At 71.1% G+C, this 12475-nt stretch carries 11 protein-coding genes; 4 read left to right on the top strand and 7 right to left on the bottom strand.

The window, feature by feature from the left end; genetic code table 11:
• Positions 1 to 97 precede the first annotated feature (97 nt).
• The 5 genes from ftsH to dacB form a co-directional block, all read right to left on the bottom strand.
• Positions 98 to 2116: an ATP-dependent zinc metalloprotease FtsH gene (gene ftsH, locus ACFYX3_RS22635; RefSeq protein ID WP_389016120.1), complete on the bottom strand. Its 2019-nt coding sequence runs from the start codon at positions 2114 to 2116 to the stop codon at positions 98 to 100.
• A 171-nt stretch (positions 2117 to 2287) separates the two neighbouring features.
• Positions 2288 to 2827 (bottom strand): hypoxanthine phosphoribosyltransferase, encoded by a 540-nt coding sequence (gene hpt / locus ACFYX3_RS22640; RefSeq protein ID WP_116165458.1) that lies wholly within the window; start codon positions 2825 to 2827, stop codon positions 2288 to 2290.
• Positions 2828 to 2868: 41 nt separating this feature from the next.
• Complete coding sequence (gene tilS / locus ACFYX3_RS22645; RefSeq protein ID WP_116160308.1) at positions 2869 to 3867, bottom strand: tRNA lysidine(34) synthetase TilS; 999 nt, start codon at positions 3865 to 3867, stop codon at positions 2869 to 2871.
• Positions 3868 to 4075: 208 nt separating this feature from the next.
• Positions 4076 to 5215 carry a zinc-dependent metalloprotease gene (locus ACFYX3_RS22650; protein ID WP_382661562.1) on the bottom strand — a complete coding sequence of 380 codons (1140 nt, stop codon included), beginning with the start codon at positions 5213 to 5215 and terminating at the stop codon, positions 4076 to 4078.
• Between the two features lie 59 nt (positions 5216 to 5274).
• On the bottom strand, positions 5275 to 6675 hold the full coding sequence (gene dacB / locus ACFYX3_RS22655) for a D-alanyl-D-alanine carboxypeptidase/D-alanyl-D-alanine-endopeptidase (RefSeq protein WP_389016125.1): 1401 nt from the start codon (positions 6673 to 6675) through the stop codon (positions 5275 to 5277).
• Between the two features lie 102 nt (positions 6676 to 6777).
• Here dacB and ACFYX3_RS22660 point away from each other — a divergent pair, with 102 nt between their 5' ends.
• The gene (locus ACFYX3_RS22660) at positions 6778 to 7269 is read left to right on the top strand and encodes an inorganic diphosphatase (protein ID WP_362661041.1); all 492 of its coding nucleotides are present in this window, start codon (positions 6778 to 6780) and stop codon (positions 7267 to 7269) included.
• 117 nt (positions 7270 to 7386) lie between these two features.
• Positions 7387 to 9039 carry a threonine/serine exporter family protein gene (locus tag ACFYX3_RS22665; protein WP_389016130.1) on the top strand — a complete coding sequence of 551 codons (1653 nt, stop codon included), beginning with the start codon at positions 7387 to 7389 and terminating at the stop codon, positions 9037 to 9039.
• Between the two features lie 9 nt (positions 9040 to 9048).
• Here the strand turns inward: ACFYX3_RS22665 and ACFYX3_RS22670 are convergent, their stop codons facing one another.
• Entirely contained in the window at positions 9049 to 9753 is a 705-nt protein-coding gene (locus ACFYX3_RS22670) for a DedA family protein (protein WP_382661564.1), read from the bottom strand.
• A gap of 172 nt (positions 9754 to 9925) precedes the next feature.
• Between ACFYX3_RS22670 and ACFYX3_RS22675 the strand changes: the two genes are divergently transcribed.
• Positions 9926 to 10294, top strand: a complete 369-nt coding sequence (locus ACFYX3_RS22675) for a YbjQ family protein (protein WP_116160302.1) — start codon at positions 9926 to 9928, stop codon at positions 10292 to 10294.
• A 2-nt stretch (positions 10295 to 10296) separates the two neighbouring features.
• Here ACFYX3_RS22675 and ACFYX3_RS22680 read toward each other — a convergent pair whose 3' ends face one another.
• Complete coding sequence (locus tag ACFYX3_RS22680; RefSeq protein ID WP_382661565.1) at positions 10297 to 11058, bottom strand: MerR family transcriptional regulator; 762 nt, start codon at positions 11056 to 11058, stop codon at positions 10297 to 10299.
• 137 nt (positions 11059 to 11195) lie between these two features.
• Here ACFYX3_RS22680 and ACFYX3_RS22685 point away from each other — a divergent pair, with 137 nt between their 5' ends.
• Positions 11196 to 12470 carry an ion channel protein gene (locus ACFYX3_RS22685; protein WP_389016136.1) on the top strand — a complete coding sequence of 425 codons (1275 nt, stop codon included), beginning with the start codon at positions 11196 to 11198 and terminating at the stop codon, positions 12468 to 12470.
• Positions 12471 to 12475: the final 5 nt, after the last annotated feature.

Consider the following 12475-nt stretch of genomic DNA (forward strand, 5'->3'; position numbering starts at 1 on the left):
TCTGCCTCGTTCCGTCTGTACTCGGTGCGCGAAATGCCGCGCCCCCACAGGCTAGAACCTGTGGGGGCGCGGCATCCATTCCGGGGTGCCGGGACGGTCAGTCCTCGGGGGTGTCGACCGGGGCGATGTCGATGCCCTTGGTGGTGTCGACCGCCGGGGTCGCCGTGCCGTTGGCGGTGTTCGTCAGGGCCAGCTCCTTGGGGGAGAGGACCGGCGGGCGGGTGGAGGGGGTGCGGCGGGCCGAGCCGGTCCAGGCCGGGCGGGCCGGGCGCTTGACGATGGGGGCGAAGATCTCGGCGATCTCCTCCTTGCCCAGCGTCTCCTTCTCCAGGAGGGCGAGGACCAGGTTGTCGAGGACGTCGCGGTTCTCGACGAGGATCTCCCAGGCCTCGTTGTGCGCGGTCTCGATGAGCTTCTTGACCTCTTCGTCGACCAGCGCCGCGACCTCTTCCGAGTAGTCGCGCTGGTGCGCCATCTCGCGGCCGAGGAAGGGCTCGGTGTTGTCGCCGCCGAACTTGATGGCGCCGAGCCGCTCGGTCATGCCGTACTGGGTGACCATCGCGCGGGCCGTGGCGGTGGCCTTCTCGATGTCGTTCGCGGCGCCCGTGGTCGGGTCGTGGAAGACGAGCTCCTCGGCCGCACGGCCGCCCAGCATGTAGGCGAGCTGGTCGAGCATCTCGTTGCGGGTGGTCGAGTACTTGTCCTCGTCCGGCAGGACCATCGTGTAGCCCAGGGCGCGGCCGCGGGACAGGATGGTGATCTTGTGGACGGGGTCGGAGTTCGGCGAGGCCGCCGCGACGAGGGCGTGGCCGCCCTCGTGGTAGGCGGTGATCTTCTTCTCCTTGTCCGACATGATCCGGGTCCGCTTCTGCGGGCCCGCGACCACGCGGTCGATCGCCTCGTCCAGAGCCTTGTTGTCGATCAGCTTCTGGTCGCCTCGGGCGGTGAGGAGCGCCGCCTCGTTGAGGACGTTGGAGAGGTCCGCGCCGGTGAAGCCCGGGGTGCGGCGGGCGACGGCGCCGAGGTCGACGTCGGGGGCGACCGGCTTGCCCTTCTGGTGGACCTTGAGGATCTCCAGGCGGCCCTGCATGTCCGGGCGGTCGACGGCGATCTGCCGGTCGAAGCGGCCGGGGCGCAGGAGGGCCGGGTCGAGGATGTCGGGGCGGTTGGTGGCGGCGATGAGGATGACGCCGCCCTTGACGTCGAAGCCGTCCATCTCGACGAGCAGCTGGTTGAGGGTCTGCTCGCGCTCGTCGTGGCCGCCGCCGAGGCCGGCGCCGCGGTGGCGTCCGACGGCGTCGATCTCGTCGACGAAGACGATGGCCGGTGCGTTGGCCTTGGCCTGCTCGAAGAGGTCGCGGACGCGGCTGGCGCCGACGCCGACGAACATCTCGACGAAGTCGGAGCCGGAGATCGAGTAGAACGGGACTCCGGCCTCGCCGGCGACGGCGCGCGCGAGGAGCGTCTTGCCGGTTCCGGGCGGGCCGTAGAGCAGGACGCCCTTGGGGATCTTGGCGCCGACGGCCTGGAACTTCGCGGGCTCCTGGAGGAATTCCTTGATCTCGTGGAGTTCCTCGACGGCCTCGTCCGAGCCGGCGACGTCGGCGAACGTGGTCTTCGGCGTGTCCTTGGTGATGAGCTTGGCCTTGGACTTGCCGAACTGCATGACGCGGGAGCCGCCGCCCTGCATCTGGTTCATCAGGAAGAGGAAGACGACCACGATGAGGACGAAGGGGAGGAGCGAGAGCAGGATCGAGACGAAGGGCGACTGCTTCGTCGGGGAGACGGTGTAGCCCTTCTCGATCTGTCCGGCCTCGAACTTCTCCTGGAGCTTGTCCGCGAGGTCCGCGCCCTGGGTGCCGATGTAGCTGGCCTGGAGCTTGTCGGACTTGTTGATCTTCTGACCGTCGATGAGGTCGATCTTGATGAGCTGCTCATCACCGGTGGTGAGTTTTGCCTGCTTGACCTGGTTCTTGTCGATCGCCTGGACGACCTGGCCGGTGTCCACCGTCTTGTAGCCCTCGGACGAGCCGACGACCTGCATCAGCACGACCACGGCGAGGACGGCCAGCACGATCCACATGACCGGCCCACGGAAGTATCGCTTCACGTCCATCCATACGGAGCGATGACGCCCCGTCCCTCCTGCCCGTAGGTAAATGCTGCTGTGAGAGCTGCTGTGTGAAAAAGCTGTTCTTCGGACGGTACCTCAGCATCGTCGCCCGCGACCGCCTTCCCGTGGTTCAACGGAGGGAAGGCGGTGCGGGTTCCCCGTGAGGCGGGGGCATCAGCCGCCGTAGACGTGCGGGGCGAGCGTGCCGACGAACGGAAGGTTCCGGTACTTCTCGGCGTAGTCGAGGCCGTAGCCGACGACGAACTCGTTGGGGATGTCGAAGCCGATCCACTTGACGTCGATGGCGACCTTCGCGGCCTCCGGCTTGCGCAGGAGGGTCACCACCTCGAGGGAGGCGGGCTCGCGCGAGCCGAGGTTCGACAGCAGCCAGGACAGGGTCAGGCCGGAGTCGATGATGTCCTCGACGATCAGGACGTGCTTGCCCTTGATGTCGGTGTCGAGGTCCTTGAGGATCCGCACGACGCCGGAGGACTGGGTGCCCGCTCCGTAGGAGGAGACGGCCATCCAGTCCATGGTGACGGGGGTGGAAAGGGCGCGAGCCAGATCCGCCATCACCATCACGGCGCCCTTGAGGACGCCGACGATGAGCAGGTCCTTGCCCGCGTATTCCGCGTCGATCTTCGCGGCCAGCTCTGCCAGCTTGGCGTCGATCTCTTCCTTGGTGATGAGCACCGACTGGAGGTCGGTGCCCATGTCCTTCTCGTTCACCCGGGTCACTTTCGTTGCAGCGTGCGTCAGCCTTGCCGGATGACCAGTCTGCCACCCTGGCGGCGGGCTTCGACGCGGCCGGGCAGGTTGATGGCTCCCTGGCCGCGCCATCCGGTGATGAGCCGGTCGACTTCTTCGATGTGGCGGGCGAAGAGGGAGCCGGCGGGGGCGCCCTCGGCGATGACGGCGCGGCGCAGGACGCGGCGGCGTACGGCGGGGGGCAGGCCGAAGAGTTTGGCGCATTCGAGGGTGCCCGCCTCGTCGCGTACGGCGGTCTCGGCGTCGGCGGCCCAGGTGTCGAGGGCGTCGGCGTCGTCGCGGGAGAGTTGGGCCGTTCGGGCGAGGGCTTCGACGACGCCCTTGCCGAGGGCCTTCTCGAGGGCGGGGAGGCCTTCGTGGCGGAGCCGGGAGCGGGTGTAGGCGGGGTCGCTGTTGTGGGGGTCGTCCCAGACGGCGAGTTCCTGGGCGATGCAGGCCTTGCGGACGGTCTGGCGGTCGAGCTGGAGGAAGGGGCGCCGGTAGCGGCCGGAGGTGCCGGAGACGGCGGCCATGCCGGAGAGGGAGCGGATGCCGGAGCCGCGGGCGAGGCCGAGGAGGACGGTCTCGGCCTGGTCGTCGCGGGTGTGGCCGAGGAGGATCGCGGTGGCGCCGTGGCGGGCCGCGGCGGCGTCGAGGGCGGTGTACCGGGCGTCGCGTGCGGCGGCCTCGGGTCCTCCTTCGCGGCCGACGGTGACGGCGACGGCCTCGGCGGGGGTGAGGCCGAGGGCGGTCATGCGTCCGGCGACCTCGGCGGCCCGGGTGTCGGAGCCGTCCTGGAGGCCGTGGTCGACGGTGATGCCGCCGGCGCGTACGGGGAGTTTGCGGGCCTCGAAGGCGAGGGCGGAGGCGAGCGCCATGGAGTCGGCGCCTCCGGAGCAGGCGACGAGTACGAGCGGCTCGGTTCCGGTCGTGTCGTCGGTGATGACGTCGTGGAGTACGCGGCGGACCGCCAGGCGTATCGCCGCGACCGCAGGATGGGGACCCATGTCCGGTGCCCTTCGTGATGGGGGTGGGGTGCCTCGGTCGGTGTCTTAACGGTCGGAAAGGGGGGTTCGGTCACTCAGAGTGCGTCGATGGTGACAGAAACCCGGCCGTTACCCGAGCATTGCACGCCTCACCCCATGCCCAGGGTCCCTCGGATGGGTGATTGGTGGGGTGTTCCGACGTGTTCCTGTGTCGTGTGCCGCATCCGCCTCAGGAGTCTGCCTTACGGTGCACCCTCGCGATCCAGTCGGCGGGTGCGGCGATCTCGGTCTTGGTGGGGAGGGTGTTGGGGGAGGTCCAGACGCGGTTGAAGCCGTCCATGCCGACCTGGTCGACGACGGCGCGGACGAAGCGTTCGCCGTCGCGGTACTGGCGGAGTTTGGCGTCGAGGCCGAGGAGCCGGCGCAGGGCGAGGTCGAGGCGGGAGGCGCCGCGGGCGCGGCGGGCCTGGAACTTCTCGCGGATCTCGGCGACGGAGGGGACGACCTGGGGTCCGACGCCGTCCATGACGTAGTCGGCGTGGCCTTCGAGGAGGGACATGACGGCGGTGAGGCGGCCGAGGATCTCGCGTTGTTCGGGGGTCTGGACGAGTTCGACGAGGGAGGGGGAGGGTTCGCCCTCCTCTCCTTCGGGGCGGCCGCCGGCGAGGGTCTGGGCGGCGTCGCGGAGGCGTTCGACGACGGTGCCGGGGTCGACGTCGGTGGCGGCGAGGAACGACTGGATCTCGCCCTGGAGGTGGTCGCGGAGCCAGGGGACGGCGGTGAACTGGGTGCGGTGGGTCTCTTCGTGGAGGCAGACCCAGAGCCGGAAGTCGTGCGGGGTGACGTCGAGTTCGCGTTCGACGTGGACGATGTTGGGGGCGACGAGGAGGAGGCGTCCGCCGCCGTCGGCTCCGGCGGGGAGGTCGCGGGTGGCGGGGGCGAAGGTCTCGTACTGGCCGAGGATGCGGGAGGCGAGGAAGGACAGCAGCATGCCGAGTTCGACGCCGGTGACCTTGCCGCCGACGGTGCCGAGGAGGGCGTTGCCGGGGGTGGTGGTGCGGCGTTCCTGCATCTTGCCGAGGAGCGGGGTGAGGAGTTCGCGGAAGCCGGCGACGTTGGCCTTGATCCAGCCGGCGCGGTCGACGACGAGGACGGGTGTGTCGTGCGGTTCGGCGCCTTCGGGGATCATCCGGGTGTAGGCGCGGACGTGTTCCTCGGAGGCCTTGGCGTGTCTGCGGAGTTCGGCGACGACCTCGCGGGCCTCGTCGCGGCTGACTTCGGGTCCGGGCCGCACGAGGCGGGTCGCGGTCGCGACCGCGAGGTTCCAGTCGACCATCCCGGATGTGCCTGCGCCACCGATGCTCGTCATGCGTCAACCGTACGGGCTCGGGGCCTGTTCGGTGAGGGTTCGATGGGGGGTGTGTGGGGTCACTTCCGGCCGGCGAGGGCGGCGGAGAGGCGGTCGAGGGCGGGCTGTGCCTCGTACGGGGAGGGGGTGCGGCCGGCGAGGAACGCGAAGGCGAGGAGGCGTCCGTCGGGGGTGACGACGGTTCCGGCGAGTGTGTTGACGCCGGTGAGGGTGCCGGTCTTGGCGCGGACGAGTCCGGCGCCTGCGGTGGCGGGGCCGGTGTCGAAGCGGCCGGCGAGGGTGCCGGTGAAGCCGCCGACGGGCAGTCCGGTGAGGAGGGGCCGCAGGTCGGGGTGGGTGGGGTCGGCGGCGTGGGTGAGGAGTCCGGTGAGGAGGGCGGCGGAGACGCGGTCGCGGCGGTCGAGTCCGCTGCCGTCGGCGAAGCGGGCTCCGGCGACGGGGAGGCCGAGTCGGGCGAGTTCGTCGCGTACGGCCTTCTGGGCGCCCTGGAAGCTCGCGGGCTGTCTGCGGGCGAGGGCGGTCTGGCGGGCGAGGGCTTCGGCGAGGTCGTTGTCGCTGTGGGTGAGGGTGTGCTCGACGAGGTCGGCGAGGGGGGCGGATTCGGTACGGGCGAGGGGGGCGGTCCTGGGGGTGGGGCCGGGGACGGGCGTTCCGGTGATCTTGATGCCGGCCCGGGTGAGGAGGTCGGCGAAGGCGGTGGCGGTGTCGCCGGCGGGGTCGGCGGTGCGGGGGGCGGGGCCGCTCGGGCTGTCGTCGAGGCGCCCTTCGCGGGTCATGAGGGCGACGACGGGGGCGAGGTTCTCGTTGGGGCCGATCGGGTGGAGTGCGGGGCCGCGGTAGAGGCTCGTGTCGTAGGCGAGGCGTACGGAGGTGTGGCCGCGGGTCCTGAGGGCGCGGGCGGTGTCGGCGGCGAGGGCCTTCAGGCGGGCCGGGTCGAGGGTGGGGTCGCCGCCGCCGGTGAGGGTGACGCTCGTGCCGTCGGGGGTGGCGGTGACGGTGGTGGGGATGCGGTGGTCGGGGCCGAGGGCGGAGAGCGCGGCGGCGGCGGTGGCGATCTTGACGGTGGAGGCCGGGGTCATGGGTGTGCCGGCGCCTTCGCCGTACAGCTGCTTGCCGGTGGCGGTGTCGACGACGGAGGCGGTGCGGAGCGGGCCGAGGCCGGGGTCGGCGAGGAGCGGCACGAGGACGGCGGCGAGGTCGGCGGCGCGCCCGGCGGCGGGGGCGTGCAGGGCGGTGAGGACGCCGGGGGCGCTGGGGGCGGGGGCGGGACGGCGGGGTGGTGCGGGCGCGGCGGAGGGGGCGTGATGCGTGCCACCTGCCGTATGGGCGGCGGCGCGGGCCCGCTCGGCCGTACGCTGGCCACCGTCCCATGGTCCTGCCGCGGTCACCGCGGCGGCGGCCAGGGCGAGACCGAGGGCGGCGGAGCCCGCCGTGAACTGCCACGTTCTCGGCTCCGGCATTGCCGACCAGCCCCTTTCGCGATCACACACGTGCGTGAGGGACACTTAATCACCGCGCGTCGTCGCGAGCATTCACTTGTGTTGATTCAGGAGGAGCCACCCGTGGAGTTCGACGTTCTCATCGAGATCCCCAAGGGATCGCGGAACAAGTACGAGGTCGACCACGAGACCGGCCGCATCCGTCTGGACCGTCGCCTCTTCACGTCGACGGCCTACCCGACCGACTACGGCTATGTCGAGAACACCCTCGGCGAGGACGGCGACCCGCTGGACGCGCTCGTCATCCTCGACGAGCCGACCTTCCCGGGTTGCCTCATCAAGTGCCGCGCCATCGGCATGTTCCGCATGACGGACGAGGCCGGCGGCGACGACAAGCTGCTGTGCGTGCCGGCGACGGACCCGCGCATGGAGCACCTGCGGGACATCCACCACGTGGCCGAGTTCGACCGCCTCGAGATCCAGCACTTCTTCGAGGTCTACAAGGACCTGGAGCCGGGCAAGTCGGTCGAGGGTGCCGACTGGGTCGGTCGCGCCGAGGCCGAGGAAGAGATCCAGAAGTCGTACGCGCGCTTCAAGGAGCAGGGCGGCCACTGAGCCCTCTGTTCTCGTGAGCGTCTGAAGGCGGTGCACCTCTTGGGGTGCACCGCCTTTCGCGCATCCGTCGGACCTTCATACTGGAATCCAGGATTCCCCGGGGATGAGGCGGAGAGCGTGGTGGCGGAGCCGGAGGACGGCGTTCCTGAGGACCGGAAGCCGCAGTCGGACGAGGCGCGGAGCGCGTTCGTGCCGCCGGCCGGGGTGGAGCAGCCCGCGCCGCCGGAGGAGGAGCATCCGACCTCCGAGTTCGCCCTTCCGTCGGGTCTGGCGCCGGAGCCGCCGCAGGAGCCGGAGGGTTCGGCGTTCGCTCCGCCGGCGACGTACTCGGCGAAGAGTTCTCCGCCGGCGTTCACGCCGGCGTACGGGGTGCCGCTGGTGCGGCTTCCGCAGGACGCGCCGTGGCAGGACCGGATGCGGACGATGCTGCGGCTGCCGGTGGGTGAGCGGCCGGTGCCGGAGGCGCCGCGCAAGGAGGACGAGTCGGGGCCTTCGGTGCCGCGTGTGCTCGACCTGACGCTGCGCATCGGTGAGCTGCTGCTCGCGGGCGGGGAGGGTGCGGAGGACGTCGAGGCGGCGATGTTCGCGATCTGCCGTTCGTACGGGCTCGACCGGGTGGAGCCGACGGTCACGTTCACCCTGCTGTCCGTCACGTATCAGCCGTCGCTGGTGGACGATCCGATCACGGCGAACCGGACGGTGCGGCGCCGGGGTACGGACTACACGCGGCTGGCGGCCGTGTACCAGCTGCTTTCGGACATCAACGCGCAGGCGCACGAGGTGACGCCGGAGGAGGCGTACCGGCGGCTCGCGGAGATCCGGCGGAACCGGCATCCGTATCCGGGCTGGGTCCTGACGGCGGCGGCGGGCGTCCTGGCCGGTGCGGCCTCGGTGCTGCTCGGCGGCGGTCCGACGGTCTTCTTCGTGGCGGCGCTCGGCGCGGTGCTCGGCGACCGGCTGGCGTGGCTGTTCGCGGGGCGGGGGATGCCGGAGTTCTACCAGTTCCTGGTGGCGGCGATGCCGCCGGCGGCGATGGGGGTGCTCCTGACGCTGCTGCACGCGGACCTGCGTCCTTCGGCGGTGATCACCGGTGGCCTGTTCGCGCTGATCCCGGGGCGGGCCCTCGTCGCGGCCGTGCAGGACGGTCTGACCGGTTTCTACATCACGGCCTCGGCGCGGCTCCTGGAGGTGGCGTACCTCTTCGTCGCGATCGTGGTGGGCGTGCTGTCGGTGCTGTACCTCGCGGTGCAGTTCGACGCGCAGCTGAACCCGGAGGGGGCGCTGCGGCCGGTGGAGCGGCCGGTGGTCCAGATCCTGGCGTCGATGGTGCTGTGCGCGACCTTCGCGATCCTGCTGCAGCAGTCGCGGTCGACGGTGCTGTTCGCGACGCTGAACGGCGGAGTGGCGTGGGTGGTCTACGCGTCGATCGCGGTGACCGCCGGGGGCTCCGCGGTGATGGCGACGGCGGTGGCGGCCGGTCTGGTGGGCCTCTTCGGGCAGCTGATCGCCCGCTATCACCACACCTCGTCGCTGCCGTACGTGACGGCGGCGATCGGGCCGCTGCTGCCCGGTTCGGCGACGTACTTCGGGGTGCTCGCGATCGCGCAGCACAACCTGGACCAGGGCTTCGCGTCGCTGGCGAAGGCGGCGGCGCTCGCTCTGGCGATCGCGATCGGCGTGAACCTGGGGAGCGAGCTGGCCCGGCTGTTCATGCAGGCCCCGGGCGCGGCGGCGGCGCGGCGCGCGGCGAAGCGCACCCGGGGTTTCTAGCCGTACGGTCTACCGCTTGGCGTGGCGGCCGCGGGAGCCGCCCGGCGGGTTCGGGGTGCCGGGGGCGTCGTGGTCGCTGTGCGACGGGTTCTTCTTCGCGTGGGAGCGTGCGCGGAGGAACTCGATCGCGACCGGGATCACGGAGATCAGGACGATCCCGACGAGGATCAGCTCGATGTGCTTGTGGACGAAGTCGACGTTGCCGAGGGAGGCGCCGAGCAGGGTCACGCCCGCGCCCCACAGCAGGCCGCCGATGAAGTTGAAGATGATGAACGAGCGGTAGTTCATCCGGCTCACGCCGGCGATGATCGGCGTGAACGTGCGGACGATGGGGACGAAGCGGGCCAGGATCAGCGACTTGGGGCCGTGCTTCTCGAAGAAGGCGTGCGCCTTCTCGACGTTCTCCTGCTTGAACAGCTTGGAGTCGGGGCGCTTGAAGAGGGACGGGCCGACCTTGCGGCCGAAGAGGTAGCCGACCTGGTCGCCGAGGACGGCGGCGGCCACGACCAGGGTGCACACCATCCACAGCGGCGTGTCCAGCTTGTTCGTGGTGACGAGCAGGCCGGTGGTGAAGAGCAGCGAGTCGCCGGGCAGGAAGAACCCGATGAGGAGTCCGGACTCGGCGAAGACGATGACGAGGACACCGATCAGACCAAAGGTCTGGATCAGATGGTCCGGGTCCAGCCAGCTCGGTCCGAGGGCAAGCGTGTTCACGGGCTTCCGGGCTCCTGCGGTCGGTGGGGGCTTGGGGACGACTGCCCCACGGCGTGGGGGACAGCGGCCCCAAGCTATCAACGTGGGCCGGAAGCACCCGGTTCCCCCGGCCCTCACGGGATGCGGACCCCGGCCGCGGGCCCGAGGCTTGGGGGTCAGGAGGTGCATGCCGATGGGCATCGACGAGTACGGGGGCGGCCAGGGGCCGCACCCCGAGGTGCTGGTCGTGACGACGAACGACGTGCCGGGCTTCGAGGTCCGGCAGGTGATCGGTGAGGTCTTCGGTCTCACGGTCCGCTCCCGCCATCTGGGCAGCCAGATCGGCGCGGGCCTGAAGTCGATGATCGGCGGTGAGCTGAAGGGCCTGACGAAGACCCTGGTGCAGACCCGCAACCAGGCGATGGAGCGCCTGGTGGAGCAGGCGAAGGCGCGCGGCGCGAACGCCGTGCTCATGTTCCGCTTCGATGTGACGGAGGCGGCTGACGTGGGCACGGAGGTGTGCGCGTACGGCACGGCGGTGGTGATCGCGCCGCGCGCCTGAGCTCAGGCCGTCTGCCGTTCGGCGTTCGCCCGGACGGACTCCCGGAGGTGTTCGGGGAGGCCGGGGTGGATCGACTCGTAGAACGCGTGGAAGTTCTCGTCGGCGACGTACATCTCCGTGAGCTCCACGTGGGTCCTCGGGTGGCATGCGAAGAACCAGGTGGTGAGGTGGCGGCGGTGGGCCTCGGCGAGGTCCATCGCCTCCTCGGACCGCGGGTCGCGGCCCTCGTCCATCAGGGCGGCGTAGGCGGCGCCCCAGGCGTCGACCTCGTCCTTCATCCGCTGCCAGTCCTCCTTGGAGTACCCGGCGGCCCGCTCCTGGGCCTGCCGGTGGGAGTGGGAGCCGCCCCAGCGGCGGGCGGACTCCTCCGCGTACCGTTCGGGGTCCTTGTCCCCGAAGACCTCGAACTTCTCCTCGGGTGTGAGGTTGATGCCCATCTTCTTCGCCTCCATGGCGTGCTCGACGGCCGCCGCCATCCTCCGGAGCTCGCCGATCCGCGCGGTCAGCAGCGTGTGCTGGCGCCGCAGGTGTTCCTGCGGGTCGGCGTGCGGGTCGTCGAGGAGGACGGCGACCTCTTCGAGGGGGAAGCCGAGCTCCCGGTAGAACAGGATCTGCTGGAGCCGGTCGAGGTCCGCGTCGTCGTAGCGGCGGTGGCCCGCCGTGCTGCGGCCGCCCGGTGAGAGCAGCCCGATCGCGTCGTAGTGGTGCAGGGTGCGCACCGTGACCCCGGCGAAGCCGGCCACCTGTCCCACGGAGTAGCCCATCGGCCGTCCGCCCTTTCTCTGTCGGTACGCCGTTCAGCCTGGGTCCTGACGCGACGTGAGGTGCAAGTCCCGGCCGGGGCGCCGCTTTGACAACCATTCAGGGTGTTGTGCGGCTTTTGGACACTTATGGTGGGCCGGTGGCCACCGATCAAGCTCCGCCTCCCGTCGAGTCGCCCGCCCGGCTCCTGATCCCGCAGATCCTGCCCGCGCTCCTGGTCGGGGTGGGCGCGAGCCTGCTGTTCCTCGGGGTCAGCGCCCTCGCGGAGAAGTTCCAGCACGTGCTCTGGAACAACCTGCCGGACGCGCTCGGCATCGGGAACTACTCCTCCCTCTGGATCATCACCATGCTCACGGCGACGGGCATCGCCGTGGGTCTGGTCGTGTGGAAGGTGCCCGGCCACGCCGGCCCCGACCCGTCCTCGGAGGGGCTCGGCGGGGCGCCGTTCGCCCCCGCGGTGCTGCCGGGGCTGCTGCTCGGGACCACCTTCATGCTGGCCGGCGGCGTCAGCCTCGGCCCCGAGAACCCGATCATCGCCACCAACATCGCGCTCGCCTACTGGCTCGGCCGCAAGGCGGCACCCGCCATGCCGGGCGCGACCTGGGTCGCGCTGGCCTCGGCCGCCACCATCGGGGCCCTCTTCGGCACCCCGGTGGCGGCCGCCCTCGTCCTCTCCGAGGCCCTGGCGGGCCGGCCGGGCCGCGGCTCCCTCTGGGACCGGCTGTTCGCCCCGCTCGTCGCCGCCGGCACCGGCGCGCTGACCACCCAGCTGCTGTCCCAGCCCAGCTTCGACATCGGACTCCCGCCGCTGGACGACCCCGGCTTCGACGACATCCTCGCCGCCGTGGTGATCGCCTGCGCCGCGGCCGTGTTCGGCCTCGTCGCCTGCTACCTCTTCCCGTACGTCCACGCCGCCTTCCGGCGCCTGCGGCACCCCCTGGTGATGCTGCCCGTCGGCGGCCTCGTCCTCGGCCTCCTGGGCGCCTTCGGCGGGCACCTGACCCTCTTCAAGGGCCTGGCGGAGACCAAGGAGCTCGCCGCCTCCGTCGGCAGCTGGTCCTCGGGCGAGCTGATCAAGCTGGCCGTGGTCAAACTCCTCGCCCTCCTCGTCGCCGCCTCCTGCGGCTTCCCGGGCGGCCGGATCTTCCCCGCCGTCTTCATCGGCGCCGCCTTCGGCCTGTGCGCCCAGGCCCTCGTCCCCGAGGTCCCCCCGGCCGTCGCCGTGTCCTCCGGCGTCCTCGGCGTCCTGCTCGCCACCACCCGGCAGGGCTGGATCAGCCTCTTCACCGGCGCCGTCCTCGCCGCCTCCCCCTCGATGCTCGCCGTGCTCGTGCTCGCCTCCCTCCCGGCCTGGCTGATCGTCACCGGCCGTCCGGCGCTGCAGCTCGACCACGAGGGCCACTCCCTGCACTGAGACCC

The organism is Streptomyces sp. NPDC002463, from assembly GCF_042889835.1.
Classification (GTDB): domain Bacteria; phylum Actinomycetota; class Actinomycetes; order Streptomycetales; family Streptomycetaceae; genus Streptomyces; species Streptomyces nymphaeiformis.

Coding starts and splice junctions, on each gene's coding strand:
- ftsH (WP_389016120.1), bottom strand. CDS start 2,116: ATGGACGTGAAGCGATACTTCCGTGGGCCGGTCATGTGGATCGTGCTG.
- hpt (WP_116165458.1), bottom strand. CDS start 2,827: ATGGGCACCGACCTCCAGTCGGTGCTCATCACCAAGGAAGAGATCGAC.
- tilS (WP_116160308.1), bottom strand. CDS start 3,867: ATGGGTCCCCATCCTGCGGTCGCGGCGATACGCCTGGCGGTCCGCCGC.
- ACFYX3_RS22650 (WP_382661562.1), bottom strand. CDS start 5,215: ATGACGAGCATCGGTGGCGCAGGCACATCCGGGATGGTCGACTGGAAC.
- dacB (WP_389016125.1), bottom strand. CDS start 6,675: ATGCCGGAGCCGAGAACGTGGCAGTTCACGGCGGGCTCCGCCGCCCTC.
- ACFYX3_RS22675 (WP_116160302.1), top strand. CDS start 9,926: ATGGGCATCGACGAGTACGGGGGCGGCCAGGGGCCGCACCCCGAGGTG.
- ACFYX3_RS22680 (WP_382661565.1), bottom strand. CDS start 11,058: ATGGGCTACTCCGTGGGACAGGTGGCCGGCTTCGCCGGGGTCACGGTG.